A 24,620-nucleotide genomic window follows, 5' to 3' on the forward strand; every position below is an offset into this window, starting at 1 on the left:
CAAAAGGGCAGCTATGCGGATTTATAAAAATAAGGCCTTCAGCAAGTGGGCGGGCAAGGAAGGCGTCAGCGATAGCGCCCTGGAAGCCGCCGTTGAGGAAATGGCCAGCGGCCTGATTGACGCCGACCTGGGGGGCCATGTGTATAAGAAGCGCGTGGCCGTGGGTGGCAAGGGCAAAAGCGGCGGGGTGCGCACCCTGCTGGCCTACAAGGTCGATGACAAAGCCTTCTTCGTCTACGGCTTCGCCAAGAACGCCCGCTCCAACATCAAGGACGACGAGTTAAAAGCGCTGAAGCTGTACGCAAAGAATCTGTTTGGCTACAGCGACAGAGAGTTAGCCAAGGCCGTGAAAGCCGGCATACTGATCGAGGTGAAAGGCAATGGATAAATCCATCCTGGAAATGGTGCATGAAAGCGCGCAGGAGCTGCACAAGGCTGGGGTGATGGATGAGGTCACCCTGAAAGAGTTCGATGCGCTGTGCCTACCGCCGGTGAAGCAATACAGCCCGGCGCAGATCCAGCGCATCCGCAAAAAAACCAAGGCCAGCCAAAGCGTCTTTGCCCTTTACTTGAACACCAACAAGTCCACTGTGCAAAAGTGGGAGCAAGGAGCCAAGAAGCCCAACGGACCGTCCCTGAAGCTGCTGAATCTTGTAGATCGCAAGGGGTTAGAGGTTCTCGCCTAGCCCTATCGTAATCACTACAAATACCGCCCCTGAGTGCACCACACTCAGGGGCTTTTTTATGATCAAAAAACTCTGTATCTGCTGGCTCGTTTGGGAGCATTATCCAAGCAAGCCAAAGTCGTTTGGGGTGCGTCGAAGTTAAGCGAAAAAGTGCCTTGGGGGTTGTGACCTGTTAATCTGGGGTTCGCCTTGGCGCGAGTGGTCTTTAAGTCTTTGATTGCATTGGGGTTGTAGCGGAAATAGCGGCGGGTTCGCGTCGGAACAACTCTTCTGGGCGGAGTGGTGGAAACTCCGATGGAATAGGTAGTGGCTTCCTCAAAGGCATGTTTGACCTTTTTGCTTCTTCGGCTTGGTACGATTCACCTAACCCTTTTGTTGAGCTTTACCCGGGGGAGTTGTCACCTGCAAATTTAGTGGGGGCTGATTATGAGTCTCCATTTGAAGCACCAGTTTCTCCAGAAGCACAGCTTGGCCATGATTTGGCTTTACCAGCCTCAATTTTGGTTGGGTTATTTACAAGAAACCCGTTAGGGGCTATGCGGAGAGGTACTGATGTTTCTACTCGAGTAGCAAGGTTAGATGTAGATGCTGAAGCTGGTTTCTCTCACCTGGATAAGATTCCAGCCAGCACTTGGATACGATTGGATCCTGCTAAAGTAAATGCATTCAAAAATATGGGAAGCCTAGAAGGAAAAGGAGTTATTCAAGCCGATATGATTTTAAAGAAAAATGGATTTTTACCAGCAGAAAAGTTCCGTACTCCAGGAGGGTATTATAAATATCATCATGAATCCGGAGCAAAAGTATATTTAAGGCCAGATGGTCAGGTTTATCGATTCTCTGGAAAGAATCAGAATACGATTAGATATAACCATCAATGTGTTCCTACAGGGGAGCATGGGCAGGAGTTTTTGTTTTGATGAACAGATTAGAAAGAATATTATATGATAATGACAGGCGTTGGTTTTTCCTTGAGTCACTAAATTATGATGAAGCTAAAAATAGTGTAGAAATTGTAATATATCCAAATAATGAAGAAATATCCAAAAGGCACTTTGTGTTTAATGGGGTAAGTAGATTTAGCTATGAATGCGATGAGGAATGTGAGCTTGCAGTTTTTCCGAAACAAATCATTGGGATCGATTGGAATAATGAACGTCAAGTCGTTATTAACTGCGCTGAAGTGGAATTTTCTTTTTATACATCGGAAAACCCTAAATACAATGATTCAGAGTGCTCATAGATTTTAGGGGAGGCTAGCGGTGGTGCAGGTGTCCTCATTGGCAGCTATTTCTTCCTGATTTGATACTAAGACGAAATGAAAGTGTCAAGAATTATGCTTTGAACTCGAAAATTGTAGATTTAGGTAAAAGCCGGCAGGAATGATGGTGGCTAGGGGTGAAGCCAGGATTGGCTGAGTGTTGTAGAAAGGTGGCGCCGGCAGTCGCCTATGCCATGTTTCCAGTATTTATCAAGCTGGAACCGGTCTGTCGAACTGCCTCTGCCAAGCTCTTAAGACGGCTTTCAAAGTTTCGGATTAGATCCAACCAGCGGTCTGATGAAATACCTAACTGATTGAGGATGGATGGAGAAGCTTTGACAATACTATCAACGATTTCTAGTGCCCGTTTCCTGTTCTTTTTTGATCCGCACATAAATCTCTTCACGGTGAACGGCTAGGGACTTAGGTGCATGTATTCCTATCTTTACCTGATTACCTTTAACTTCCAAGACTGTGACAGTTACATCTGTTCCGATTCTTAGATTTTCGCCAGTCCGGCGCTTCAAGATCAACATATTCAATTCCTACTGAGGCTCAAGCCATGGGTCGGCATTCCGCAATGGGGAAGCTTTGAAAGTTGTGTTTGCAGGAAATGTGAGGTGGGGCACGAGAACGGTAGGCGTAGAAGAAGAAAAGACGGACGCAACACTTCCAGAGCTTGAAGAATCTCTTCAAGCCTCTGAATCTACTCCACTTTATTGAAGACGAGCGGGTTTCTAGCGTATTATCCACTGAGCCACTTTGATAGTTGAGTTATCAATTTGGTTAGCTGACTCCTGGTGTTGGTAGCACCTTGGGTCAGCGCCTTTTACTTACTCTTACGTCACGCTACCGTTCTCCTTTGAGGGGATGGGTCTTTTAGAAAATTCTTGGTTCTCTTGGTCTTTTTGTTCTTCAGCCTGCTCAGGCTTACTCTATTGCGACCAGGATATCGATAAATATCTACCAATTTTACGCAGCTTTGACATGAAAACAAACTTAATAAAATCCAATAAGATTATTTTCGTGCCTATATTTTTATGCGTTGCTACTTAGAAAATCCCCAGTTGCCTATTAAGAGTTGCAGTTCAAATTGGTGCGTTTCTGTGATTTTTACAGCTAAGTTTTAAATAAAGACTTTTTAAAGCTAACCTTCCTAAGGGCCTCTGTATACAGATTAAAATAATTTTCCAGTAACCTAAATATCCCATCAACTTTGGAAAACCTGCCGAGATTTTTATATCCATTACCTATCACGATCAGCTCGGCCGCGTGATCCGCACCGAAGTGCAAGCCTTCGACGGCAGCGACTGGATTGCACAAACGGTAACCTATAACGCTCTGGGCCAGACCACCTTCGAATCGGTGCCGCACTATGCCAGCAGCGGCACCAGTTACGGTACCCGCTACCTGGATTACGATACCTTCGGCCGCGCCCTGCACAAGACGGTGAATCAGACCAATGGCCAACAACTGGATGTAACCTACACCCACGAACAGGACAGTGGATTTACTACCGATATCCTGGTGAACGGCCGCACCATGAGCCGCACCTACAACGGCCTGCAACAGCTCACTGAAACTGTCGATGCCTTAAGTGGTACTACCCGCTATGCCTAGACGGTGCCGGTAATCCCATTGTTTTACAGGATGCCAACAGTAATCGTATCACCGCCAAGTACAACGCCTTCGGTCAAAAGGAATGGGTGGACGATCCCAATATGGGTTCCAAATCGTTTACCTATACCGGTTTTGGCGAAGTGGAAACGGAGATTGACGGCAACCTGGATGTCACCAGCTTGACCTATGATCGCCTTGGCCGCATGGAAAGCCGCAGTGTCAACGGCACAGAGGAAACCAGCTGGATATACGACAGCGCCGCCAACGGCAAGGGCCTGCCCGCGAGGGAGAGCCGTAGCGATGCCAGCTATGCGCGCAGCTACAGCTACGACGCCCTCAGCCGCCCCTACAAAGTCACCACGGCTATCGATGGCGAAGACTTTGTTGCGCAAAGTCATTTCGACAGCAACTACGGCCGTTTAAAAGGCCTTAGCTATCCCTCCGGGCTGACCCTGCAATACGGCTATAACAGCAGCGGTTACCAGTTCCGCACCAGTAATGCCGCCAGTGGCTACACCTATCGGGAAATCACCCAGATGGATGCCTGGGGTGAATGGGAGTTTGCCAATATCGCCGCCGGAAACTACACCATCGGCCGCAGCTTCTATTCAGAAACCGGGCAGATGGCCGGCACCACCTTTGACAGCTTGGTGCAAAACCACCAGGGTATTGCCTACAGCTACGACAGCTTCGGCAACTTGTCGGAACAGGTAGTACAACTGCCCTCAGAATCCCCGGCGTTAAATGTAGAGAATCACACCTACGATGTCCTCAATCGCCTCGACTACAGCACCCGCACTGATGGTCCCGGTATCGATTATAACTACGATGCCATCGGCAACCTGCTGAAAAAAATGTCGGTCACTCTAGTCCACTAGCTCCAAATAGTGATTTAATTGAAAGGCAAATATGGATCATTCAAAAGATCGGTAAAAAGCAGGGCCACAAACTCTTATCCAGAGGATGAGTAACCCTGCTGCTTAATGTGAGTATTAGCGAGATTTAAAAATTAAGATTCGATGGTTTCCGGAGTCAGTAATAAATAAGTTATTTTTATAACCAAAAATTCCTGTGGGTTCATTCAGAGTAGATGCTGTCGGCGATTCAGCTTCATCCGGATACCCAATACCGTTTTGATTTGCATCATTTGCGGTAAAATTAGTAAATCCATTCTGACCTAGAACTCTGTCTGCAGGTTCAAAATTAGTGGTTGGCCACTTGTCCCAAATCAAAATTCGATTATTTTTGCTGTCAGCAACAAAGAGTTGAATTCCATTTGACCAAATGCCAGTTGATGGTTCGTTAAAAGTGTACTCGTTGACTGGCCATTCTATGCCTTCTTTATTAGTTGACTCCTTATTTCTACTCATGAAGTCCGGTTGTCCTAGAACTACATCTGCAGGCTCAAAATTTTTGCTGGGGAAATTATTCCATAGAAGAATGCGATTGTTTCCGCTGTCTATAATTGCTAATTTTTTTCCATCACTCCATACATCAGTAGGTGTATTGAAGGTATTTGCAGAAGGCTCATCCAAGACGCAATCTACTAACGATGTCTGGCCAAGCACTAGATCTGGAGGCGTGTTGTTATTTGCTGGTTGCGTGTTCCAAATCAAAACTCTATCGTTTCCTGCGTCGGTAACTAGAATTTTTTTATCCGCAATAGAGGCTCCCCAACTAATCCAGAGTCCCAGGCTTACACAAGGGGAAATATCATCTTCACCGATTGTTAATGTTAGAGAAGGTGTCGCCCCCATCCCAATCGTTATTTTGTCATAAATAGAGATAAGTCTTTCTTTATATTGTGAAATCAGAAAGTTATTACCATCAAAGCTTACATCTGATGGGCCAAATAATTCCTGTCGTTTGTCAGATAGGGTGAGAGTATCCAGTCCATCCTTACCTATCGCCATATCTGCAGGAGCGCCATTAATGGTGGGGATTGAGTTAAAGACTAACACTCTATTAGAGGAAGTATCTGAAATATATAGTTTTCCTTCATTGTCAACACTTACATCGCCGCTGGGCTGAAATGAAAAGTTTTTCGCGCTTATTCCTACATCTCTGCTAGAAAAGTTATCTTGACCAATAACAACTTTTGCGGAATCAAAATTCTCAAAATATAAAGGGGTAGTAAAAGTACTACTATATTGCGATATTTTGTTACCTGCCTGGTCATTAACATCAATTCTAATGTCTCGGTCTTGGCCAGACTCCCAGGCGGTATCGGGTTTAATGGATAAGGTATCATTCCTAACATTGGTTTCAGACCAAGCAATGGTATAGCCATCTTCAGTAAGGCTACCTGTCAATTGAAGACTTTCGACATCCATAGACTCTGAGAAGAGAACCTTGATTATGTCGTCATTCTCTAATCGAACCGTCCCTGGAGTAAAATTGACAACAGAGGGAGGCTGCATATCTATCTGATAGGAGGCAACCACCTCTTCCATGATGTTATCGGCATCAATTTCTGCACTAATGACTAAGGTATATTCTGATAAATTTACCCACCCCGCTTTTGGGTTTACTATCAGTGTATCTTCATCAAACTGAGTAATTACTCCGTCTTCACCCATAGTTCCAGATAACGTAACACTATCTAGTTGAATGGAAGTATTAAAGTTCAGCTGAATATCCTCATTTGGCCCAATGATGCTGCCGCTAGCTGGCTTGAGGCTTACTGAAAGTTGTGGGGTATCACTGTCAGGTTCATCCGTTGTTGGAGGTGTAGTATCAACGCCCTCAGAACCATTGCCGGAATTAGTTCCTGTGCCATCCCCAGAGTTATTTCCAGAACTATTTCCATGGCTACTTTCGGAATCGCTGTTTGTTGAGTCACTACCCCCTGAGTCGCCACTACAGCCATAAAGTGATGAGGCGATTGCGACACAGAGTATTAACTTTAGAATACGATCTTTCATACCAACTTCCCTATTACAAAACTCCTGGAATCAACGAGAAAATTTCCAATTGAAACTGTCGTGCCAAATTTGGATGATTCCTGAGCCAAGACTACCGTTTTGCCACTTGAAAGTCACTTTTTTAATAGAAGCTAAAAGTTATTTTTTCATGCTGAAAGTACAAGTTTACAAAGCTCAGGTTGATTACTTACCATATCTCTAAATTTATGTTCGTAGTCGATTGCATAATTAGAGAGATTTTTGAGGCGATGTCAAAAGTAATAAGTTTCTATTTTAAGAGATGAAACTTACCACTCAAGATGGTTAGATTTATGATTTTTGCAGTATGATAAGGCTTATGAAGAAAACTAATCGCCTCAGTATTTAAATAAAGTGATTTTTGTTTAAAGTAATGCGCATTTTCAATGTGAGGAGCTTCCACAATCTTATCTCTAAGCCATTTATTTGCTTGGTCGGCAATTCTGGCCGCTCATAGATTGAATAGTAGATAAAAAGTGGTTGCCAGCGCAATTCTGGACACCCATAGATTGAATGGTACATAAAAAGTGGTTAAACGATTATATTTCTACTTTTTTTGCGGTCACTGAAAATGGGTAGGGGATGATTGTACTGAATATTTAAGTGATTTTAGATCTATTCAGTATTCAGTATTCAGTATTCAGTATTTAGGAGAGGTAGAAGTCGGTGTGTAGCTTTGAGAAGCCTCAAGTGGCTGAAATTAGGAGGAGATAAACTCTTGGCAATCGCGTAAACCGTGTACCCAGCGTTTATTCAGCCGAGTGCAGGCTTGCCGTACCGTATCTACTGACCTTACCAAACCTTTAAAGCGGCTCTCAAAATTTCGATTGAGATAAAGCCAGTGTTTAGAGGATACGCCCAGCCGTTGGAGGATAGGTGGTGTATTTTCGGCAATAGCTCCGAGTTTTCTAGGGTCTAAATGCCGGTCACTCCAGTCCATAAGCCCCAAATAGTGATCCAATTGAAAGGGTATTCCTTTCATCCAATAAAAATGGAGAGCAGGGCTCTCCATTTTTAAGTTGTTAGTGATTTCTCTATAGCTGAATTAGTTAACACTGTTTGAATGGTAAATCATCGCTTGCCAAACATTTTGACTGCCGCCGCCGTAATTATCATAGGTGGGGTTCTTGATATATGACCAAGCTACTTTACCATTGCCAAGGAAAATGGGTTCATCCAAGCCACCCCAACCAAACTTGGTTAGTTTTACTGGCCCTTCTAATACATTGAGGTCCGCATCAATCTCCATAACATAATAGGCCTTGGGGACCAGCATACGCATTGCGCCATTCTTCGCTGAACTTCGGTTGTACGACAGGTTGTCGGAGATGCACTGAAATTGTGCGTAGCCAAACAGGTAGCGACCATTTTTCAAATCAATAAGTTGAGGATCACTGATTTGACAGTCGGGCTCTTCTACCAGCCATTTAAAGCCTTGCCCCTCGATACTGCCGTTACCATCGACTTTGGCGATACCAATACGGGTTAAAGAAGAGGAGTCCAAGGCATCGCCTCCGCGTAGGCCCTGCCTGGAGATGGTTGGGTTGCTGCTTGACATATAGGAGAAGAAGCAATTCGTACTATCTGAACATTGCTCATCAAAGGGGCCGCCACTACTTGTATCAATGCCGTATTCGCTTTGTAGGAAGCGATTCATTTCCTCGTCATCAATATACTTGGGGGAGACGATAAGCGATAGATTTGTGTCTTTATCAACCGGCACTACCGTGTGCCCACCGCCATTGGAGAAGAATGCATTGTCGGAGGGAACAAGGTAATTGTAACTTCCTTCGAATCTACTGGTAGAGGAAGTATCCTCCATTTTGATCGCAATAGTGTTTAACCCGCGAGACTGATTATATTTTCCGCCATCGCTGGTACAAATTGCTCCATACTTTTCATTACCTGGATTATAGAAGGCGCGAATGTTTAATACGTGGCCATAGCCACAAAGCCAATACCAACCTCTATTATTACTTCCACTCATGTTTAGGGACCAGTTATCTCGATCAATAACCGTCATTCCTGCAGAGTAGTGGGAGCCACCATAGCTGCCGTCAAATACTCGCGCTGTTACGGAGAAGGCATAGCTGGTGCGGCCTTGGCTATCATTGTCCACATAGATAAGCTCCTGGGCTCCGGCATGGCCACCACCGTGCATCTTGTTCACAACATAGGCCACAGGCTTTTCACTGAGTGGTTGATCGTCCCACTCCATGAGCCAGATCTGTTCGTTATATTTATAACCTCTCTCACGAATGTACTCGACCATCGCGTTATAGTCGGCTTCAGAGAGCTGATCGACAATATAAGCCATCTCCTCTTGCATCTCTTTCCCTTTAATGGTCTTAAAGGATGGAGAATCACCAAAATCGGTCTCTGGGAATTTAGCTTTAAGCCCAGGGAGGAAGTCCTCAAATTTCAGGGTGGCATGATCAGTAAAGTAGCCGATGTACTGACTATGATTGGTTGATATCATCAGGCCGATGTCCCTTTCAATACGGGCATCAATAGGGCTGATGTTATCTTCCATTTTCATCCAATCGCTACCGTATTGCTCTACCAAGTCACCCTGCACCTCATAGCGCTTGTTGGCTTGGTATTCAGTGTTGCATAAGACCGCAACCCGGGAGCAATCTGAGCTGGCCGCAATACCGTGCGACTCGTAGCATTGTTTTAGTATCGTTGTGTTACCGGTTTGATCGAAGCTTGAAGTCTCTGGGTTATATTGCAGCTCATAAACAGTGCCATAAGTGACTTCATCATCTCCACTACCCTCGCTTAGGGTCTTAGAAACAAACATTCGAGGTTTGTCGGTGTCAGTTGCGCAGGCAGCTGTGTAACTTCGCATGGGGACCGACTTTAGGGTGTCGTCCTGGGTGCTGTCTGTTCTGGCAATATAGTGTGGGAGCCCGTGAACCTCTTGGGCATTGGGTTGGCCATTCGGTAAGGTGATATCCCGAGAAGTGATTCGGGCAAATCCCAAGTCTGCAGTTTCAATATCGCCAACAGTCACTGTACCGGGTTCATTGTCTGGAAGTGGTGTAGTGCTACCTGATCCGCTGCCGCCCGTACCACTTCCAGATCCCTGGCCACTACCATCTCCCCCTGTGGATGGGGCTGGGTCGGAATCCGAAGAGGAGCCTCCACCGCCGCTGCATGAGGCCAATACAATAGTAAGTGCCAATGCCAAAATTTTCTTGCTAAATAGCTTATCCATAGTCTGCTCGAAGATTCATTATTTAAATCGAATGCAATGTGGGAACTTGTGGACCACTTCACAGTGTTGAAAAGGTAAATTTGGGGGATCATTCTAGTTTCCTTCATTTACTTTTCTGTGCAGTACTTAATATATTTTCCACTGAACCTTTTTTGAGCGAGGATCTTGAAAAATTTAGAGAACACGCAACTCTTGGGGTCTAAAAAAGTATTATGATATGAATCCTCTCTGTTTGGATGGTCTCCAGCTAGAGATGACGTGTACAGAGCTTTGAGCAATCTCGGATATGTTCAATTCCAAGTGGGAAAATCAATAGGTAGTACTGACAGGGGGCGATCTAGTTGGGAGAGAAATCACCAGTAACTGTGGAATTCGAATCTCAAAGTGTCTTGGCTGGGTGCCTGACATATTCAGTACTATCTCGTTGTCGATATAGAGTGCGATGTGGTGGTGATTGCCCATTACTGCATAGGCAGCGATATCTAGCGCAAATTTTCCGGCTGGTTTATGCATTTGAAAATCAATCCACAAGCGGAAATATTTGTAGTCTCAATATTCTAAAGACCTAATTTATGAAAGTTGTAGTGGTAGTTATGATATTGATAGTCGGTGTTGTCTATTTTTCCAGACCGGAAAAAGCAAGTGAGTTATTTGCTGAATACTGCAGAGATTCCTATCCGGATAGGTCATTAGAGAATTGCAGACAGCAAATAACGACCCCTAAAATCAGGTGTGATATTCTGAAAGGTACCCTGGAGGAAGGTGATGTGTGTGTAAGGTGGGGGCCTCCAAAAGGTTCTCGGCGGCCTCTTGATAACGATATCAATTTATAAACTAAAGATTTGAGAGGTTTCACTGATTGTAGCCACACATAATAAAGCATCGATACTTGATGCGCTAATTAAGATAGTTAAAAATAAACTCATTTGAAACTAGTATTCAATACGAGCAACTTCCACGATCTTTTGCCTCAACCATTTATTTGCCGGATCATCCTTATTTTTTAAGTTCCAATAGGCTTTCATAGAGTATTGGGGGAGGGTGACAGGTGGAGTAAAATGCACAATATTGAATTTGCCGGCAATAGACTGGATAAATTTTCTTGGTGCGGTGAGGATTCCGTCACTGCATTCTACAATGTAGGGCGCACTGGAAAAATTCGCTACTTTAAATTGAACATTTCTGGATAAGCCAATTTCTTCTAGTGCCTTGTCAACTGTTCCGCGGTTATCTCTCCCCGTACCTGCCATAATATGCGGATATTGACAAAAACTATGAACATTTTTCTTGTCTTTCAAAAATGGATGATTATTTCTTACCGCTGAGACAAAAGAGTCTTTATACAAGGTTTTTACTATCAGGCTTGGATGACTTGATTCCATAACACTGATAGAAAGATCCGCCTCACCACTCTCAATCTGGTTGGCGATCCTGTGCTTATCTAACTTTATAAAAATAACCTGAACTCTCGGAGCGTCTTTTTGCAGTAATGCTATTAGGGGGGGAGCGATACTTTGCTCCACCAGGTCGCTCGTCGCGATATAAAAAGTGCGTTGCGTACTTTCAGGATTGAATTCTTCTTGATTTAAAATATTCCGCTCAAAATCACTTAGCCAGCGACTTAACGGTGTTTGTAGGGACTCAGCCCTTGGAGTCAGTACCAGTTGATTGCCTTGCCTTATGACTAGTGAGTCATCAAAACTGTGGCGGAGTTTCTTCAGCGTATGGCTTACCGCAGACTGCGTTAGCCCTGCACGATCACCAGCCCGGGTCAGGTTTCGGGTCTCAAATATAATCTGCAGGAGCCTTAGTTGGTTCAGCTCAATGTCCGAAATATTGCCCATTCTAACCAGTCTCAGCCATTAGTTATGCTCATGCCTATATTAGGTTAATTAATTTCAGTAATGAAGCCTGGGGTCCTATTCTGTCGCCACTTCAATTGATTCAACCCTAATTTCGAGGAAGTGATTATGAACTTGAAGAAACTGCTTGCGATGGCAGCATTGCTAGTCAGCCCACTGGCGGTGGCAGATAACGTTCTGGTTGTGATGTCAGATGTGTCAGAAATGAAGCTGAAGGGTGGTAGTGACTACAAAACGGGCTTCTATTTGAATGAGCTTATGGAGCCGGTCAAGTTGATGATGGAAGCTGGCCACACAATAACATTCGCTACCCCGATGGGGCTGGCGCCGACATTGGACCCGGTCTCAGACACGCCTGACCATTTCTTAGATACTAGTCAAGAAAACTACAATGCCCATAAAGCGTTACTCAACCAGCTAATGCTGACTGACAAAGATCACAGCCCAGTAGTTAGCTTTGCTCGTATTGAGCAAATCGGTATAGAGAATTTTGATGCGCTGTTTGTACCTGGGGGGCATGCACCTTTAGGTGACCTGGTATCCAATGATCAATTGGGCAGCTTCTTACGTCATTTTAACGCTGAGTCCAAGCCTACCGGTTTAGTGTGTCATGGCCCAGTTGCGCTGTTGTCCGCTTTGCCTAATAGCTCTGAATTTGAAACCCAAATGAAAGCCGGTAAGAAAGCTAAAGCTGCCAAGGGCTGGGTATATGACGGTTACAAAATGACCTCTTTTAGTAACTCAGAAGAAGCTGTAGCTACTCAATACTACTTAGGTGGTGATGAGCTGTTCTACTGGCCTCAAAATGCACTCACCAATGCCGGTGGTAATTACTCCCGTAGTAAAGAAGATTGGCAGCCGCATGTAGTTGTTGATCGTGAACTGGTAACAGGCCAGAACAACAAATCCTCCATTGCTGTTGCTCAAGAGCTTCTAAAATTGATGAAATAGTCGTCTATCTTAGTAGCAGGCTTCTTCAGGCAAAACTCCATTGAGAGTCCCAAGGCTGTAAAGAATGATTTCGGTAAAAAGCCTATGCCTGAAGGAGCAGTATTAATACCGTATTCCACAAACTCTAATTTATGTCTTTGACGATAATCCAGGAATCCCAATGAGCACATCTACTATCTTTCAGCCGAATAATGTTGCAGTTATTACTGGTGGTGCCAGCGGAATAGGTTTTGCGGCAGCAAAGGCCCTATCAAAAAGAGGGATGAAGATTTGTTTAGCAGATGTTAACAAAGAAAAACTGGAAGAAGCTAAGCGCGCTCTACCAAATGATACTTTAATAGTAGAAACCGATGTGAGTGATTTTAGCTCGGTACTAGCGCTCAAAGATCAAGTTAAAAAAGAATTCGGTCGTATCGACTTTCTTTTTAATAACGCAGGAATTGCTGGCAAAAATGGAAGTTGGGAGAATTTAGATAGTTGGAATAAGATTATCAACACAAACCTTTGGGGTGTGATTCATTGTATTCATACATTTGCCCCCGAAATGATCAGTCAAAACAGCCCATCTGTTATCGTTACAACCGGATCTAAGCAGGGAATTACCACTCCACCTGGAAATCCGGCTTACAACGTCAGTAAGGCTGCGGTAAAAGCTACTGCGGAGGCGTTACAGCACTCTATTCGAAATACACCTGGAAGCCAGGTCTCATCTCACTTGTTAATTCCTGGTTTCACTTACACGGGTATGATTGGTAGCCCTAGTAAACCAGATGGCGCATGGACTGCAGATCAAGTGGTCAATTTTATGCTGGAGAGCGTCGAGCGTGGTGATTTTTACATTCTTTGCCCGGATAATGACGTAGATCGTGAAACTGATGTTAAACGCATGAGCTGGGCGATAGGGGATATTATTAACAACCGTCCGCCACTCTCTCGTTGGCACCCCGACTACCGTGAGGCATTTGAGGCGGAGATGGGTAAACAATGAGAATACATTTTTCCTTGTGGAAAAAATAACTAGAGTTATCTAAATGGTATACCGGTTGGGCTTAACTCAATTTTGTAATTGTTTAAGTCCTATACCTGTATGGTGCTAGATGACAGCTTTTAAGATCTTCATTCCTTAGGCTGCTTATTCAAAATATCTTATGGTTTTTTATTCTGTACGTTGTGTCTAGCTATTATTCTCAATAAAAAACTAGATGCAAAATCTGATAGATAACCAATCCGGCTCTTTGTGTTGAAGCCCTTTTTTCTTAATTTTTAAAAAAACCCTGATTGAACATTTGATCAATAAGGGTGGCCTATAAAACATTTTGCGTACTGGTTTTGCGGCTATTATTTTTATTCATTGCTATATGCATTAAATCAATTTCATTAATACACGTGCAAGTCTTAATCTTTACAGCAGCTGATGTGATGCAAATTTTAAGGAGACAATCATGACTCAAACAGCGCTTATTACTGGTTCAAATAGTGGTTTCGGTTATCTAATTGCCAATACACTTGCAAATAATGGCTACAAAGTCATCGGCACCATGCGAGACCCAAGTGGCCGCAATGCTTCTGTAGCTAATGAGCTTATTGCTAAAGGTATCGTTGTCGTCGATATTGATGTAACCGATGATGAGAGCGTTGCCAAGGGTATTGCTCAAGCAACTAAAGAAGTCGGCCCAATTGATATCTTAATTAATAACGCGGGAGTCGGTACGCTCGGGTGGCAGGAAAGCTTTACCATCGAGGACTTTAAAAAGGTTTTTGATATCAATGTTTTTGGCGTTCAGCGTTTAATACGTGCAGTGTTGCCGCAGATGAAACAGCGCAGCAGTGGAACTCTTATTCAGATATCAAGCATTTTAGGTAAGTTCGTATTACCTTTCCTTGGTTCTTATAATGCCACCAAACATGCGGTAGAAGGAATGGCAGAGAATTATCGCGTAGAGCTGGCGCAATTTGGTATTCAATCTTTGATTGTTCAACCCGGCGGATTTGGAACCGATTTTGGCTCAAACCTGTTAAGAGCAAGTGATAAAGAAGTGGCTGCGAGTTATGGTGAGTATGCAGATGCCCCGGAGCAAATGTGGGCCGGTACAGAGAAGGGCCATGAGTCAGAGAATGCCCCCAGCCCACAATTGGTTGCAGATGCGGTTCTGAATTTACTGAAGACAGAACCTGCAAGTCGACCGTTTCGAACAACTGTTGACGGTACTGGATTGAACCCTACGATAGAAAAGATCAATCAAGTTACCGAAGAGGCAATGCAGGAAATTTATTCAGCATACGAAATGGGTAATTTATTCCAGCTTAAAAAGTACTAAACGGCTTATGGTATTAGTGGGCACTCTGCATACTTTCACAGGTATAAAAGTGCCTTTTTGTAAAAGTATCTATCAAAATTTCTTGAGTACGTATTTTTATTGTCCCGAAAGTAACATTATCTCAATGGAAGTTAATTATAGTTAGTATATGGAGCATGAGGGAGAGGGATAAGATAGAAACTTATATTGCGAAGTTGTCGGAACCAGATCCATATAGAGAATTTTAGGCCCATAGTGGGCCCTTTCTATTGGAGGCGTAGGCTCTCAGCCACTTCGGTTTATCAATTTTCTTTCCTTTTGAATACGTATATAAATTTCTTCACGGTGCACAGGTAGGAATTTGGGTGCATGTATTCCTATCTTTACTTGATTACCCTTAACCTCCAATACTGTGATAGAGACATTTGTTCCAATTCTTAGATTTTCGCCAGTCCGGCGTTTTAAAATCAACATTTTCTTTTCCTACTGATATGCAAGTTATGGCTAGGCATTCCGTAATGGGAAGGCGGCTTGAAGGGCGGTGCTTGCAGGAAATTTGAGGTGGGGCACGGGAACGGTAGGCATAGAAGAAGAAAAGGCGGGCGCAACGCTCCCAGAGCCTGGGGAATCGCTCCAAGCTGCTGAATGTACTCCACTTTATTGAAGACGAGCGGGTTTCTAGCGTACTATGCATATAGCCATCTTGATAGTCTGTGTATCAATTTGGTCAGCTGGCCCCTGGTGTTCCCGCACCATGGGTCAGCGCCTTTTACTTACTCTTATGTCACGCTACTGTTCTCCTATAAGTAAATGGATTATTTGGAAAGCTTTTCGGATTTTTAAACTTGAGCTATGTGCCGATTAAACTCGCACAGTGACAGCCAAAAATACCGATAAATATCTACCAATTCTACGCAGCTTTGACACTAAAACAAACTTAATAAAATCCAATAAGATTATTTTTGTGCCTATATTTTGTTCTTTTTCCTTTAGGTAAATCTGATTTTTCTTTCAAGAAACGCAAGCTAAATCTGCATTCTTTATAGACTCTTGTGTTTTAACTAGCTCCCGATATTTTGTCTATTGCGAGCTCCTGGATGACTTAGAATTTGTCTGTATGAATGGGCACGCTAAAGAGTGACTATTTATTCATTTAAAAGCTAATGTGAGGAATCAGCTTGCTCCTTTTATCTCTGTATAGCGGTCTAAGGTAGTTAAGCGCTCAGTGTTCGTACAAACCCCTTATATTGAACAACAGTCATTATGGAAGGTGGTGCTAGACCCTGTTAGCCTCCATTGCATTACAAATCGAGGATGGTAAGGAATATGCAGGAGTCAGATGTTGCCAATCGGTTGATAGAAGCGGCACGAGAGTGCTTTTTGAACGATGAGTATCACCGGGTAACCACTCGCCAGATTGCTGCCAAGGCGGGGGTGGCGGTATCAATGATTCGGTATTACTTCGGCAGTAAGGATGGCTTATACGAAGATATGATTCGTCAAACCTTACTCCCCCTGATTAATGCTGTTGAGCAGCTGAGCCTAGATGGCGACTGGGATTTTGGTGACTTCTTCGACCTCTACTATGCCACAATGCAGGAGAATCCCAAGTTTCCAGCCCTAATCTTGAAAGTTATGGCGCTTAACGAGGGGCCAGGAAAGAATGTTATTCGCCAACTCTTAGAGCGGGGGCGCCAACGGGGGGCCAGAAGGTTGGCGGAAATTCAGGGCGCTGAACCTTCGGACGCTGGTACTGAATATGATTTGCTCAGGATTGCGTTTGTTAGTCTTGCTATGTTGCCCATGCTGGCCAAACCAGTTCTTGAGGAGCAAATGGGCCAGGAAATGGGGCCTGAGTTTTTAAAGCAGCTTGCCGATTTTAATGGCCGAATCTTAAAGGCCGGTTTACAAAATATGTAACCTTTCAAGTCTCTGTTTGTAATAACAGAGCTGTTTATTTTGTTGGATATTTTTGTCAGACATTTTTTTCTGAGGAGTTCTTATGCCCAGGTCTATGCAAAAGAATAGGGTCTCTAATTGGATCTTTCAGAGGGTTTCCAATGCGGTTTACAGTTTATGCAATATTCCAAATCGCCTGATCCCGGCTCCCTTTCGTTTGATGCAAATAGGATCTTTATTTTGGCAATCTCGCTGTTTATATGCTGTTGCCTGTCTTAATGTTGCTGATCATATTGAAGATAAAGCCATTTCGATAGATAAGTTGGCGGATGCTTGCAAAGCCGATAAACAGTACCTCTATCGATTGATGAGAATGTTATGCGCAATGGGGATTTTTAAAGAAGAGGAACCAAAATGTTTTTCGCATAATAGAAATTCAAAAGCGCTTCGTACTAACGCCGACAACAGCGTAAAAAATATGATCCTGATGCATAATTCACCTGAATTTAGTAGACCATGGTTTTCCAACTTTGAGGGGCATATCAAAGAGGGGAGCGTACCTTTTGAAGGTGTGTATGAAAAGGAGATGTTTGATTATATGAATGATCACCCGAAGGTTAGTGACCTATTTTCGGGTGCAATGGATACTGTTGATCATCTTACCGGTTTACAATACCTGCAAGACTTTAACTGGAAGAATTTTGATCGAATTATTGATTTGGGCGGTGCAAAAGGCAGTAAAAGTGCCAGTATCCTTTCTTCGTACAAACACCTGACAGCAGTTGTTGTTGACAGGAGCAATGTAGAATCGACTGCGCGAGAGTATTGGGATAGTCACCTCGGTGATGATGTTAAGAAACGATTGGATTTTTATCCTACTGATATCCTAAATGACCCACTTCCAGATGCAGTAAGTGATAAGGACATCTATTTGTGTGTGGCTATTTTTCACTTGCTGAATGATTCCAGGGCTAAAGAGCTTTTAATGAATATTCATCGGGCGATGGGTGAACGTAATACTACTTTAGCGATTGTTGATGCGGTACTGCCAGAGAAAGGGGCAGATCTCAATTTAGCGGCAATGGATATGCAGATGCTAATGGGAACAAAAGGGCGTGAACGAACGGTCAGTGAATGGAATAAGTTATTTGCTCAGAGTCCTTTCTACTTGGTTGAGACTGTCAGCGTTCGGTCTTTCGCTAAAGTGATGGTTTTAAAGAAAAGAGAAGGGTTAAAGTGAGCTGCCAGTCATTGAGGCATCTCTAATGGGGTTTGAAGTTTCACTTCAGACCATTCGACACCAGTGGCGGTATCTGAAGCTCAATTTCCTTTGCTATGGCGAGAAGTGTTAAGTCGGCGCCGGGCACTCCATCCAGTTCCAGACCTACCGGTAAGCCATTATTGCCTCGCCCAATAGGAATACTTATTCCGGGAGCACCGGTGACAGCTGCTGTGGCATTGTTGTGTATGAGTGTGTCCAGAGTTGGAAGTATTTTTGCGTTTAGTTCAAGTTGGTTTGATGAAGTACTAATAGATTGAGCTTCGATCGGTGCTGTAGGGAATACTATCGCATCTAGTTGGTGCTGCTGGATGATTTTTAGGTAGTTGTCGCGTACTCCAGGCATCTTCTTTAAAGCGGTTTGATACTCGGCATTTGATGGTGCCTTAGGGCCGAGTACTGACTCCTGATAGACAGCCTTTACATCATTACTTTTGATCATTGCAACCAACTCAGCAAGTTGGGTATTAGGCTGGTAACTCGCCAAAAATTGGGTCATAGCGGTTTTCATTTGATGAAATCCGATAGGAAACCCAACATCAAGGACTGCGCTCACTGACGAGGATAAATCGATTTCTATTAGGGTGGTTCCCGCGGAGCTAAGGGAATGTAACGCAGCTTTAAAAGCTTGATATACACCTGGTGAGAGATTATCAAATAGCGGGTGGGCAAGCCCAAGGCGCAGCTGATTAAGTGGTTTTGCCTGGGGTAGGGCAGACCCGGTTAATATCTCAAACAGATAAGCGGTATCCTCTACGTTGGCGGCCATGGGGCCTGGGGTATCAAACGCTGGTACAGAGGGCACTATTCCCTCAGTACTCAGGCAGCCAGTGGATGGTCGAAAGCCCACAATTCCCGTGAGGGCTGCTGGCAGCCTGATTGAACCGGCGGTATCTGTGCCCAGGCCTGCAGATACGATCCCGGCAGCAATGGCTACTGCTGTTCCCCCGGATGAACCACCTGGAAAACAGGATTTATCCCAAGGATTCCTGACTGCACCATAGGCGGCGTTATTCGAGGTTACGCCGAAGGCGAGTTCGTGCAAATTGGTTTTGCCAATGACGATAGCTCCGGCCTTCTCTAGACTCTCAATTATTGGGGCAGAAGTCTTGGCCTGGAAGTTCATACCAGGTGTGCCCGCAGTCGTTTGAAAACCTCTCACATTGATATTGTCTTTGACAACGATAGGGATGCCAGCAAGAGGCCAGTTATTGCTGCTTTCTTTCAGCTCGTTATCAATGCGCTGTGCTTTCTGTAATGCGCCTTGCCTATCCAGGCAGATAAAAGCATCCAGATCTGAGTGGGCCACCGCATTATCGCAGGCATCTTCAATTAAGGATGTCGCTGTGATCTTCCTTTTGCGGACCATTTCAGAGAGCTGGCGTAGAGACGTTGTCATGGTTTGGTTTTTATGAAAATTTGAATCAATCTTAGTACATGTCAGTCATAATCCTGCACCCTTAAGGTTATGAATTATGATAGACAGCGTGTTTGGTTGCCATACATGATTAATCGTTAGGAAAAAATATCAGATCATTATAAGTATAGAATACATCAATCACGCTACTTCAGTAGTGTTTGATGTAAGGTGTTAATCGTAATTAATATTAATCAGGATTAGTAAAACTAATTATGACTGTGCCATTGGAATATGAGAAAGCATCTGAAAAATTTTTTGAATATTTAGTTGATGCTCGAGATATAGCTGGGCTTTGGAGTACGCATGTTACCTATACAATGACACAGGGCGTTTTTCATGTGTTCCGCCGTCGAATTTCTACATCCGATGCTATTGCGTTTTCCAATGTCTTACCCGTTTGCCTGAGATCTTTGTTTGTGGCCGACTGGGATGTTAACGAAGAAAAGAAAGACTTTGATAGTGTTGAGGAAATGACCAGGGAGGTGCGGTTATTACGAGGGAAGCACAATTTTTCAACAGTTACAGCAATTAAAGATGTTGCTAAAGCTATACGGAAACATGTGGATGAAGAGGTATTTGATGAGTTGCTTTTAAAGCTTCCGGATGGGGCCTTTGAATTTTGGCGACCCTAAGCGGGTAGATGCCCATAAGGAGGGTGGGAAAGTCTATACACATTGAGTCCGCTTTACGGTTAGGTGGGGTGTATGGATTTTTATTGCACTCAGAGGATATGACTACTGGATAAGGCGATGCAATTGCCAGAAGGACACAAAATAGTAGAGTAAATTTTACGAGGAAGAAATCGTTGAAGTAGAGGGTGGCCACAAAGTAAAAAGTATAGAAATCCTGAAACAGGGAGAATGGTGGATTGGAAACAGTTGAGGAGTCTATGGAGGTTGATCCGTATTGTTATTGCTTCTTGAGCTTACCACCGCCCATAACTGAAAGCCTGCCTAAGAGGGTGGTATTTGTATATATTTTATACATGCAGTGAGCTGATTGCCGCCATCAGAATAAGAATCAGGCAAAATTCACAAGGACGTCAGGCGCTATATAGCCAAGTTGATTACAGTGATTGCCAGTTACCCCTTGATCAAATAAGGATAAGTCATGAGGCATCGTTCTACGGCAGTCATTTTACTTTCCCTGCTAACTCTAAGTGGTACCAGCTATAGCAAGGATACCCCTGTAGTGCTTGAAGGCCCTTACCTTGGACAGAAGCCACCTGGGCTGACTCCACAACTGTTCGCCCCTAAGCCTTCGAAAGAGTATCGTGACTGGGGCGGTTACTTCACGCCAGATATGAAAGAGTACTACGTTACAAGAAGATATCACCAAAGTGGCAAATCCTCGAAAGTTGTATTCAAGCTTGAGAATAATCGCTGGCATGAGTCTGAAGTGGCCTGGGGCGGTTCCATCTCACCGGATGGTCAAACGATGTATGCTAGAAATCAATATAGAGAGCGTACCGCTAATGGTTGGTCAGAGCTTAAAAGTCTTGGCTCACAATTTGAAGACATTCGTATTATGCGCCTTACTGCTTCTGCGAAAGGAACCTTTGTATTTGATGAGGTAGGTCAAAACGGTGATGGTATTCTTCGCTATTCACGACTGTTAGATGATAAGCGTGAAACGCCAAAGCCTTTTGGCCAACAGATAAACACGGGCAAGTGGACTGCTCACCCCTTTATTGCCCCTGATGAGTCTTACATCATCTGGGATAGTGAAAGAGAGGGCGGATATGGTGATAGCGACATGTATATCAGCTTTCGCCAGCAGGATGGCTCATGGGGTGAAGCTATTAACTTTGGTGATAAAATCAATACAGAGGGGGAAGATGGTGGGGGATATGTAACACCAGATGGAAAATATCTTTTCTACTGTCGTCGTTGTAGCCCCCCGAATTTTGAAATAATGTGGGTAGATGCGCAGTATATAGAGACTCTTAGGCCCAAATAAATTCTATAGTATTAAATCTAGAGTGACGCTCAAAGATAATAAATCTTCTGCGAGAGTTATCTCTTAGTAGAGGTAAAGTATCTGGCTTTTTAACTACGCAAGTCGAATGAAGATTGATTTTAATTTGGCTGCAAACTTAATTGACGTTCTTAGTGCGGACGAGGCTAAATAATTACCATTCGACAATGGTCTTGAATTCTCTGGTTATGAAAGGATTGCAGAAGATTTAGAGGTCGATATTTATTTTGCCCACTTATATTCATCCTGGGGAGGATTAACGAAAACACTAACGGCCCCATTCGACAGTATTTCCCAAAGGATGCCGACTTAAATAAAGTAACAGGTGAGCAGGTTCAATTTGTAATGGATCGTCTGAGTAGTAAACCTAGAGAGAGCCGGGGTAACAGGTCACCGAATGAGTTATTTAAGGGGCAGCAAGATGATCTACTACAGCATAAGGAATTGCAGTTATTAATTGAAATCAAGAAGTATTACTACAGGTAAAACCAAAACTTTGTTCCAGAATGGGCTGCAATTGCTCATTAGGAATATATCCCCTGAGCCAACGCAGCGGCTTACCATTGGGTGCTATTAGAAAACTGAAGGGGGTGCCGGGAGTTTCACCCAGCACCTGTTGGAGTTTTCGATTCGCCTGGAACATGGGAAATTCCGGGCGCAATTTTCGATACTCAGCCAGTAGGGCTTTGCGCGACCCATTGATACCCAGGGCAATTGGTTGGAACTGTTGTGAACACTTGTGTGTAAGCCGGTTGAGTGCTCGAACCTGACGAAAGCACCAGGGGCAGTCGGGTTCTACCAGTACCATCAGGCTTGGCTTGTCTTTGAAGTGCTGCAAGTTGATACGCTCAGGCCCGGCAAGGCTGCGCAATTCAAAATCGAATAGGGAAGTGGGAACTTCAGTCGCGCCAGTTGGCGCGAACAGAAGTGTGAAGAGTAAGAGCCAGGCTCGCATTACAGGTTCCAGTCGAAGCCCAGGTAGAATTCACGGCCGCGCAGGGGACCATAGATATAGGCTACGTCATAGGCACCACTGGCATCCCAGAAAAGAGGGGTTTCTCCTTCCTCGACCTGGGTGTAATCCGTGAGATTGTTACCGCCCAGGTACAGACTGAGGTTTTCACTCACATCAAAGGTCAATTTCATATCCAGTGTCCAATAGGCGTCTGCGTTTGTGCTCTTAAGTGTGGAATCGCCCAGCTGGTTAAAGCCTTCGTAGCCAAATTCAGCCAGGTCACGAGATCCGATCCAGGTGGCGCTAGCGTATAGCATCCAGTAATCGGCTTTGTAATCCAGATTGAATAGCGCACGTTGCTCCACTGGGGCAATGGCAAAGGATTCCCGGAAAACATCGTCGTAATCGTAGGTCTCCAGAGTGCCGCCAATAGATAGATTGTCGTTCAGCGCATAATTGAGAGTAATGTCGGCAGCGCCTACAGAGGCACTTTCCTGCATTTGGGTAAGCAGCGGTACCCCGTCCTCGGTTTCACTTAATGCCGCGAGGTTGTCTACTTCGGTAAATGCCAATGACAGGGTACTGTTAAGGCGCTCTCCTTCGAAGCTCAGCGCATAAGTTGCAGATAGAGACTTCTCCAGACTTTCAATGTCGATGGCAAAGCCATCTCCGGCATCCAGGATGCCGTGATCCGTTTCGAAAAAGGATAGGGGGGCTCGGTAGCCTCGCCCCAGCGCTACGCGGGAGGTCCATTGATCGTCGTGCAGGTAGCGCAGGTCTATACGCGGGGCCACCACAGTTTCATCGATCTCAGTACCGGGTTTTTGCTCGGCGACGAAATCGGCTTTGGCATTATCCAGGCGTATGGCTAGTGCCAACTCAAGATCTGGTGAGACTGTCCAGGTATCCTGCAGGTAAAGGCCGGTAGTTTGGTAGTCGAAACTATCTTCGATGTAGTTGTCGCTTTCCGCCCCTGCAGCAGAGTCGGAGCGCATGGATTCATCGCGAAGGTCGACACCAAACGTCAGCATATGCTGGTCGTTCAGGATCAGGTTGTTGCGCAGGTCGAAGTAACTGAGCGTGTCGGTAGCGCTGTAGTCGAACCCCTCGTAAAAGGAGTCCTGTTTATGCTCAGACCAGGCAACTGTCAGCAAAGTGTTATAGGACTCGTTAAATTCGTGTAGCCAGCTGCCGGAAATTTCACTGCGGGTGGTGGCTATCCATTCGGTGGTTTCCCAGGGTTTACCGATATATTGCTGTCGCACATCGTCGTCGACAAATAAGTGGTCAGACTCCACACCATCGTAACCGTGCAAGACTGAGCCAATGCTGTCTCCCTGGGGGCCACCAAAAATATTGGAGTCGGTGTAGGCCGTGCGAAGGATCAGGTTGTCCCTTTCGCCCAGGTCTTGCGAGAGACGCACCACGTAACTGGTATTTTCCTGTAACGGTGCTTCGCTGACGCCGTTATCATCGTTGTCCATCTGGTGATGTTTGTCATCCTGGATGACCAGCGATGTGCGGGTGCGTTCATCATCGCTCAGATAGCCTGCCATCAAGCCAAGAAAATAACTGTCGTTGTCCTCCATGGAGGCATTTATATTGACGCCAGTTTCTTCTATCTCCTTGGAAATCACATTGATGGTTCCGCCGATTGCTTCGGGTGCCAGCAGTGATGCGCCAGCACCGCGGGCCACTTCGATACGTGAGATGCCGGTGGTGGCCAGTGCATCTACCGCGTAGTAGCCAGCCATCATCGTGTGTAAGGGAACGCCGTCGGTGAGGATGGTGGAGTGCTCCCCGCGCATACCATTCAGCATTACCCGCTTGACGCCGCACATAGAACACTCATTGGAAACCCGTACACCGGGGGATTTCTCAATGGCATCCGTCAGGTTTACCGCTTGTTGGGACTTGATCAGGCTCTCGTCTACGACTTCAGTTTTCTGTATGGCGTCCAAAAGGGCGCCGCGTTCATAAAGTCGCTGGCGGACACCTATCACTAAGGTCTCCTCCATTACAGCGTTTTGTCCGGAAGGCGCGTCATCGGCAAAGGAGGCAGGGATTGCGGAGCAGAGGGTGATGGCGATCAAGCTTTTGCGAAACATGGGTTGATTTCCCAGAAGTGAATTCATCTCACATGGTAATGATTCGCATTTGCGGTACAAGTGAGCAAAGGTGGTAGTTTTTTGCGTCTTGAGGAATGGAGGGGGAGGGGCTATGACTAGTGCCGTTCAGGTAGCTCGTTGTT

At 44.8% G+C, this 24,620-nt stretch carries 22 protein-coding genes and 1 pseudogene; 14 read left to right on the plus strand and 9 right to left on the minus strand.

Features of this window, described 5'->3' with window-relative positions; genetic code table 11:
- Nucleotides 1–13 precede the first annotated feature (13 nt).
- The 4 genes from ACJJIT_RS06655 (at nt 14) to ACJJIT_RS06670 (ending at nt 1,929) form a co-directional block, all read left to right on the plus strand.
- Nucleotides 14–388: a type II toxin-antitoxin system RelE/ParE family toxin gene (locus tag ACJJIT_RS06655; protein ID WP_444900385.1), complete on the plus strand. Its 375-nt coding sequence runs from the start codon at nt 14–16 to the stop codon at nt 386–388.
- Nucleotides 381–686: a helix-turn-helix domain-containing protein gene (locus ACJJIT_RS06660; protein ID WP_444900380.1), complete on the plus strand. Its 306-nt coding sequence runs from the start codon at nt 381–383 to the stop codon at nt 684–686. The genes ACJJIT_RS06655 and ACJJIT_RS06660 overlap by 8 nt, the downstream gene beginning before the upstream one ends.
- A 323-nt stretch (nt 687–1,009) precedes the next feature.
- Complete coding sequence (locus ACJJIT_RS06665) at nt 1,010–1,606, plus strand: hypothetical protein (RefSeq protein ID WP_444900386.1); 597 nt, start codon at nt 1,010–1,012, stop codon at nt 1,604–1,606.
- Nucleotides 1,606–1,929, plus strand: a complete 324-nt coding sequence (locus tag ACJJIT_RS06670) for a hypothetical protein (RefSeq protein ID WP_444900387.1) — start codon at nt 1,606–1,608, stop codon at nt 1,927–1,929. Before ACJJIT_RS06665 ends, ACJJIT_RS06670 begins: the two co-directional genes overlap by 1 nt.
- 365 nt (nt 1,930–2,294) lie before the next feature.
- On the opposite strand, the gene csrA (ACJJIT_RS06675) is transcribed toward ACJJIT_RS06670, so the two are convergent.
- Nucleotides 2,295–2,483: a carbon storage regulator CsrA gene (csrA, locus tag ACJJIT_RS06675; RefSeq protein ID WP_444900388.1), complete on the minus strand. Its 189-nt coding sequence runs from the start codon at nt 2,481–2,483 to the stop codon at nt 2,295–2,297.
- A gap of 736 nt (nt 2,484–3,219) precedes the next feature.
- Here csrA (ACJJIT_RS06675) and ACJJIT_RS06680 point away from each other — a divergent pair.
- Nucleotides 3,220–3,567, plus strand: coding sequence for a hypothetical protein (locus ACJJIT_RS06680; RefSeq protein ID WP_444900389.1), 348 nt, complete (start codon nt 3,220–3,222; stop codon nt 3,565–3,567).
- Nucleotides 3,568–3,668: 101 nt separating this feature from the next.
- On the plus strand, nt 3,669–4,445 hold the full coding sequence (locus tag ACJJIT_RS06685) for a hypothetical protein (protein ID WP_444900390.1): 777 nt from the start codon (nt 3,669–3,671) through the stop codon (nt 4,443–4,445).
- A 114-nt stretch (nt 4,446–4,559) separates the two neighbouring features.
- On the opposite strand, the gene ACJJIT_RS06690 is transcribed toward ACJJIT_RS06685, so the two are convergent.
- From ACJJIT_RS06690 to ACJJIT_RS06705, 4 genes are all read right to left on the minus strand, one after another.
- A complete protein-coding gene (locus tag ACJJIT_RS06690; RefSeq protein WP_444900391.1) occupies nt 4,560–6,491 on the minus strand; it encodes an Ig-like domain-containing protein in 1,932 nt (643 codons plus the stop codon).
- 1,063 nt (nt 6,492–7,554) lie between these two features.
- Nucleotides 7,555–9,729: a hypothetical protein gene (locus tag ACJJIT_RS06695; RefSeq protein ID WP_444900392.1), complete on the minus strand. Its 2,175-nt coding sequence runs from the start codon at nt 9,727–9,729 to the stop codon at nt 7,555–7,557.
- 309 nt (nt 9,730–10,038) lie between these two features.
- On the minus strand, nt 10,039–10,242 hold the full coding sequence (locus ACJJIT_RS06700; RefSeq protein WP_444886614.1) for a hypothetical protein: 204 nt from the start codon (nt 10,240–10,242) through the stop codon (nt 10,039–10,041).
- A gap of 419 nt (nt 10,243–10,661) precedes the next feature.
- The gene (locus ACJJIT_RS06705) at nt 10,662–11,573 is read right to left on the minus strand and encodes a LysR family transcriptional regulator (RefSeq protein WP_444900393.1); all 912 of its coding nucleotides are present in this window, start codon (nt 11,571–11,573) and stop codon (nt 10,662–10,664) included.
- Between the two features lie 126 nt (nt 11,574–11,699).
- On the opposite strand from ACJJIT_RS06705, the gene ACJJIT_RS06710 reads away from it, so the two are divergent.
- The 3 genes from ACJJIT_RS06710 (at nt 11,700) to ACJJIT_RS06720 (ending at nt 14,860) form a co-directional block, all read left to right on the plus strand.
- Nucleotides 11,700–12,542: a type 1 glutamine amidotransferase domain-containing protein gene (locus tag ACJJIT_RS06710; protein WP_444884378.1), complete on the plus strand. Its 843-nt coding sequence runs from the start codon at nt 11,700–11,702 to the stop codon at nt 12,540–12,542.
- A gap of 160 nt (nt 12,543–12,702) precedes the next feature.
- Nucleotides 12,703–13,530, plus strand: coding sequence for an SDR family NAD(P)-dependent oxidoreductase (locus tag ACJJIT_RS06715; protein ID WP_444900394.1), 828 nt, complete (start codon nt 12,703–12,705; stop codon nt 13,528–13,530).
- 454 nt (nt 13,531–13,984) lie between these two features.
- A complete protein-coding gene (locus tag ACJJIT_RS06720) occupies nt 13,985–14,860 on the plus strand; it encodes an SDR family oxidoreductase (RefSeq protein WP_444900395.1) in 876 nt (291 codons plus the stop codon).
- A 264-nt stretch (nt 14,861–15,124) separates the two neighbouring features.
- Here the strand turns inward: ACJJIT_RS06720 and csrA (ACJJIT_RS06725) are convergent, their stop codons facing one another.
- Nucleotides 15,125–15,313 carry a carbon storage regulator CsrA gene (gene csrA / locus ACJJIT_RS06725; protein ID WP_444884381.1) on the minus strand — a complete coding sequence of 63 codons (189 nt, stop codon included), beginning with the start codon at nt 15,311–15,313 and terminating at the stop codon, nt 15,125–15,127.
- An 852-nt stretch (nt 15,314–16,165) separates the two neighbouring features.
- Here csrA (ACJJIT_RS06725) and ACJJIT_RS06730 point away from each other — a divergent pair.
- Together ACJJIT_RS06730 and ACJJIT_RS06735 are read left to right on the plus strand one after the other, a co-directional pair.
- Nucleotides 16,166–16,759, plus strand: coding sequence for a TetR/AcrR family transcriptional regulator (locus tag ACJJIT_RS06730; RefSeq protein ID WP_444900396.1), 594 nt, complete (start codon nt 16,166–16,168; stop codon nt 16,757–16,759).
- An 82-nt stretch (nt 16,760–16,841) separates the two neighbouring features.
- The gene (locus ACJJIT_RS06735; RefSeq protein WP_444900397.1) at nt 16,842–17,978 is read left to right on the plus strand and encodes a methyltransferase; all 1,137 of its coding nucleotides are present in this window, start codon (nt 16,842–16,844) and stop codon (nt 17,976–17,978) included.
- 40 nt (nt 17,979–18,018) lie between these two features.
- Here the strand turns inward: ACJJIT_RS06735 and ACJJIT_RS06740 are convergent, their stop codons facing one another.
- Entirely contained in the window at nt 18,019–19,416 is a 1,398-nt protein-coding gene (locus tag ACJJIT_RS06740) for an amidase family protein (RefSeq protein WP_444900398.1), read from the minus strand.
- A 233-nt stretch (nt 19,417–19,649) separates the two neighbouring features.
- Here ACJJIT_RS06740 and ACJJIT_RS06745 point away from each other — a divergent pair, with 233 nt between their 5' ends.
- The 3 genes and pseudogenes from ACJJIT_RS06745 to ACJJIT_RS06755 all read left to right on the plus strand — a co-directional run.
- On the plus strand, nt 19,650–20,069 hold the full coding sequence (locus ACJJIT_RS06745) for a DUF2267 domain-containing protein (RefSeq protein ID WP_444900399.1): 420 nt from the start codon (nt 19,650–19,652) through the stop codon (nt 20,067–20,069).
- Between the two features lie 478 nt (nt 20,070–20,547).
- Nucleotides 20,548–21,396 carry a hypothetical protein gene (locus tag ACJJIT_RS06750; RefSeq protein ID WP_444900400.1) on the plus strand — a complete coding sequence of 283 codons (849 nt, stop codon included), beginning with the start codon at nt 20,548–20,550 and terminating at the stop codon, nt 21,394–21,396.
- Between the two features lie 172 nt (nt 21,397–21,568).
- A pseudogene (locus ACJJIT_RS06755) lies at nt 21,569–21,900 on the plus strand (IS30 family transposase); the annotation flags it as partial.
- Here the strand turns inward: ACJJIT_RS06755 and ACJJIT_RS06760 are convergent.
- Both ACJJIT_RS06760 and ACJJIT_RS06765 read right to left on the minus strand, forming a co-directional pair.
- Nucleotides 21,878–22,369 carry a TlpA family protein disulfide reductase gene (locus ACJJIT_RS06760; protein ID WP_444900401.1) on the minus strand — a complete coding sequence of 164 codons (492 nt, stop codon included), beginning with the start codon at nt 22,367–22,369 and terminating at the stop codon, nt 21,878–21,880. The pseudogene ACJJIT_RS06755 and the gene ACJJIT_RS06760 overlap by 23 nt on opposite strands.
- Nucleotides 22,369–24,477 carry a TonB-dependent receptor plug domain-containing protein gene (locus ACJJIT_RS06765; protein WP_444900402.1) on the minus strand — a complete coding sequence of 703 codons (2,109 nt, stop codon included), beginning with the start codon at nt 24,475–24,477 and terminating at the stop codon, nt 22,369–22,371. The genes ACJJIT_RS06760 and ACJJIT_RS06765 overlap by 1 nt, the downstream gene beginning before the upstream one ends.
- Nucleotides 24,478–24,620: the final 143 nt, after the last annotated feature.

This window comes from Microbulbifer mixtoriginis (SeqCode), from assembly GCF_052467515.1.

Excerpts from the sequence above, each read along its gene's own strand:
- ACJJIT_RS06655 (WP_444900385.1), top strand. The coding sequence starts at position 14 with ATGCGGATTTATAAAAATAAGGCCTTCAGCAAGTGGGCGGGCAAGGAA.
- ACJJIT_RS06660 (WP_444900380.1), top strand. The coding sequence starts at position 381 with ATGGATAAATCCATCCTGGAAATGGTGCATGAAAGCGCGCAGGAGCTG.
- ACJJIT_RS06665 (WP_444900386.1), top strand. The coding sequence starts at position 1,010 with ATGTTTGACCTTTTTGCTTCTTCGGCTTGGTACGATTCACCTAACCCT.
- ACJJIT_RS06670 (WP_444900387.1), top strand. The coding sequence starts at position 1,606 with ATGAACAGATTAGAAAGAATATTATATGATAATGACAGGCGTTGGTTT.
- csrA (WP_444900388.1), bottom strand. The coding sequence starts at position 2,483 with ATGTTGATCTTGAAGCGCCGGACTGGCGAAAATCTAAGAATCGGAACA.
- ACJJIT_RS06685 (WP_444900390.1), top strand. The coding sequence starts at position 3,669 with ATGGGTTCCAAATCGTTTACCTATACCGGTTTTGGCGAAGTGGAAACG.
- ACJJIT_RS06690 (WP_444900391.1), bottom strand. The coding sequence starts at position 6,491 with ATGAAAGATCGTATTCTAAAGTTAATACTCTGTGTCGCAATCGCCTCA.
- ACJJIT_RS06695 (WP_444900392.1), bottom strand. The coding sequence starts at position 9,729 with ATGGATAAGCTATTTAGCAAGAAAATTTTGGCATTGGCACTTACTATT.
- ACJJIT_RS06700 (WP_444886614.1), bottom strand. The coding sequence starts at position 10,242 with ATGCATAAACCAGCCGGAAAATTTGCGCTAGATATCGCTGCCTATGCA.
- ACJJIT_RS06705 (WP_444900393.1), bottom strand. The coding sequence starts at position 11,573 with ATGGGCAATATTTCGGACATTGAGCTGAACCAACTAAGGCTCCTGCAG.
- ACJJIT_RS06710 (WP_444884378.1), top strand. The coding sequence starts at position 11,700 with ATGAACTTGAAGAAACTGCTTGCGATGGCAGCATTGCTAGTCAGCCCA.
- ACJJIT_RS06715 (WP_444900394.1), top strand. The coding sequence starts at position 12,703 with ATGAGCACATCTACTATCTTTCAGCCGAATAATGTTGCAGTTATTACT.
- ACJJIT_RS06720 (WP_444900395.1), top strand. The coding sequence starts at position 13,985 with ATGACTCAAACAGCGCTTATTACTGGTTCAAATAGTGGTTTCGGTTAT.
- csrA (WP_444884381.1), bottom strand. The coding sequence starts at position 15,313 with ATGTTGATTTTAAAACGCCGGACTGGCGAAAATCTAAGAATTGGAACA.
- ACJJIT_RS06730 (WP_444900396.1), top strand. The coding sequence starts at position 16,166 with ATGCAGGAGTCAGATGTTGCCAATCGGTTGATAGAAGCGGCACGAGAG.
- ACJJIT_RS06735 (WP_444900397.1), top strand. The coding sequence starts at position 16,842 with ATGCCCAGGTCTATGCAAAAGAATAGGGTCTCTAATTGGATCTTTCAG.
- ACJJIT_RS06740 (WP_444900398.1), bottom strand. The coding sequence starts at position 19,416 with ATGACAACGTCTCTACGCCAGCTCTCTGAAATGGTCCGCAAAAGGAAG.
- ACJJIT_RS06745 (WP_444900399.1), top strand. The coding sequence starts at position 19,650 with ATGACTGTGCCATTGGAATATGAGAAAGCATCTGAAAAATTTTTTGAA.
- ACJJIT_RS06750 (WP_444900400.1), top strand. The coding sequence starts at position 20,548 with ATGAGGCATCGTTCTACGGCAGTCATTTTACTTTCCCTGCTAACTCTA.
- ACJJIT_RS06760 (WP_444900401.1), bottom strand. The coding sequence starts at position 22,369 with ATGCGAGCCTGGCTCTTACTCTTCACACTTCTGTTCGCGCCAACTGGC.
- ACJJIT_RS06765 (WP_444900402.1), bottom strand. The coding sequence starts at position 24,477 with ATGTTTCGCAAAAGCTTGATCGCCATCACCCTCTGCTCCGCAATCCCT.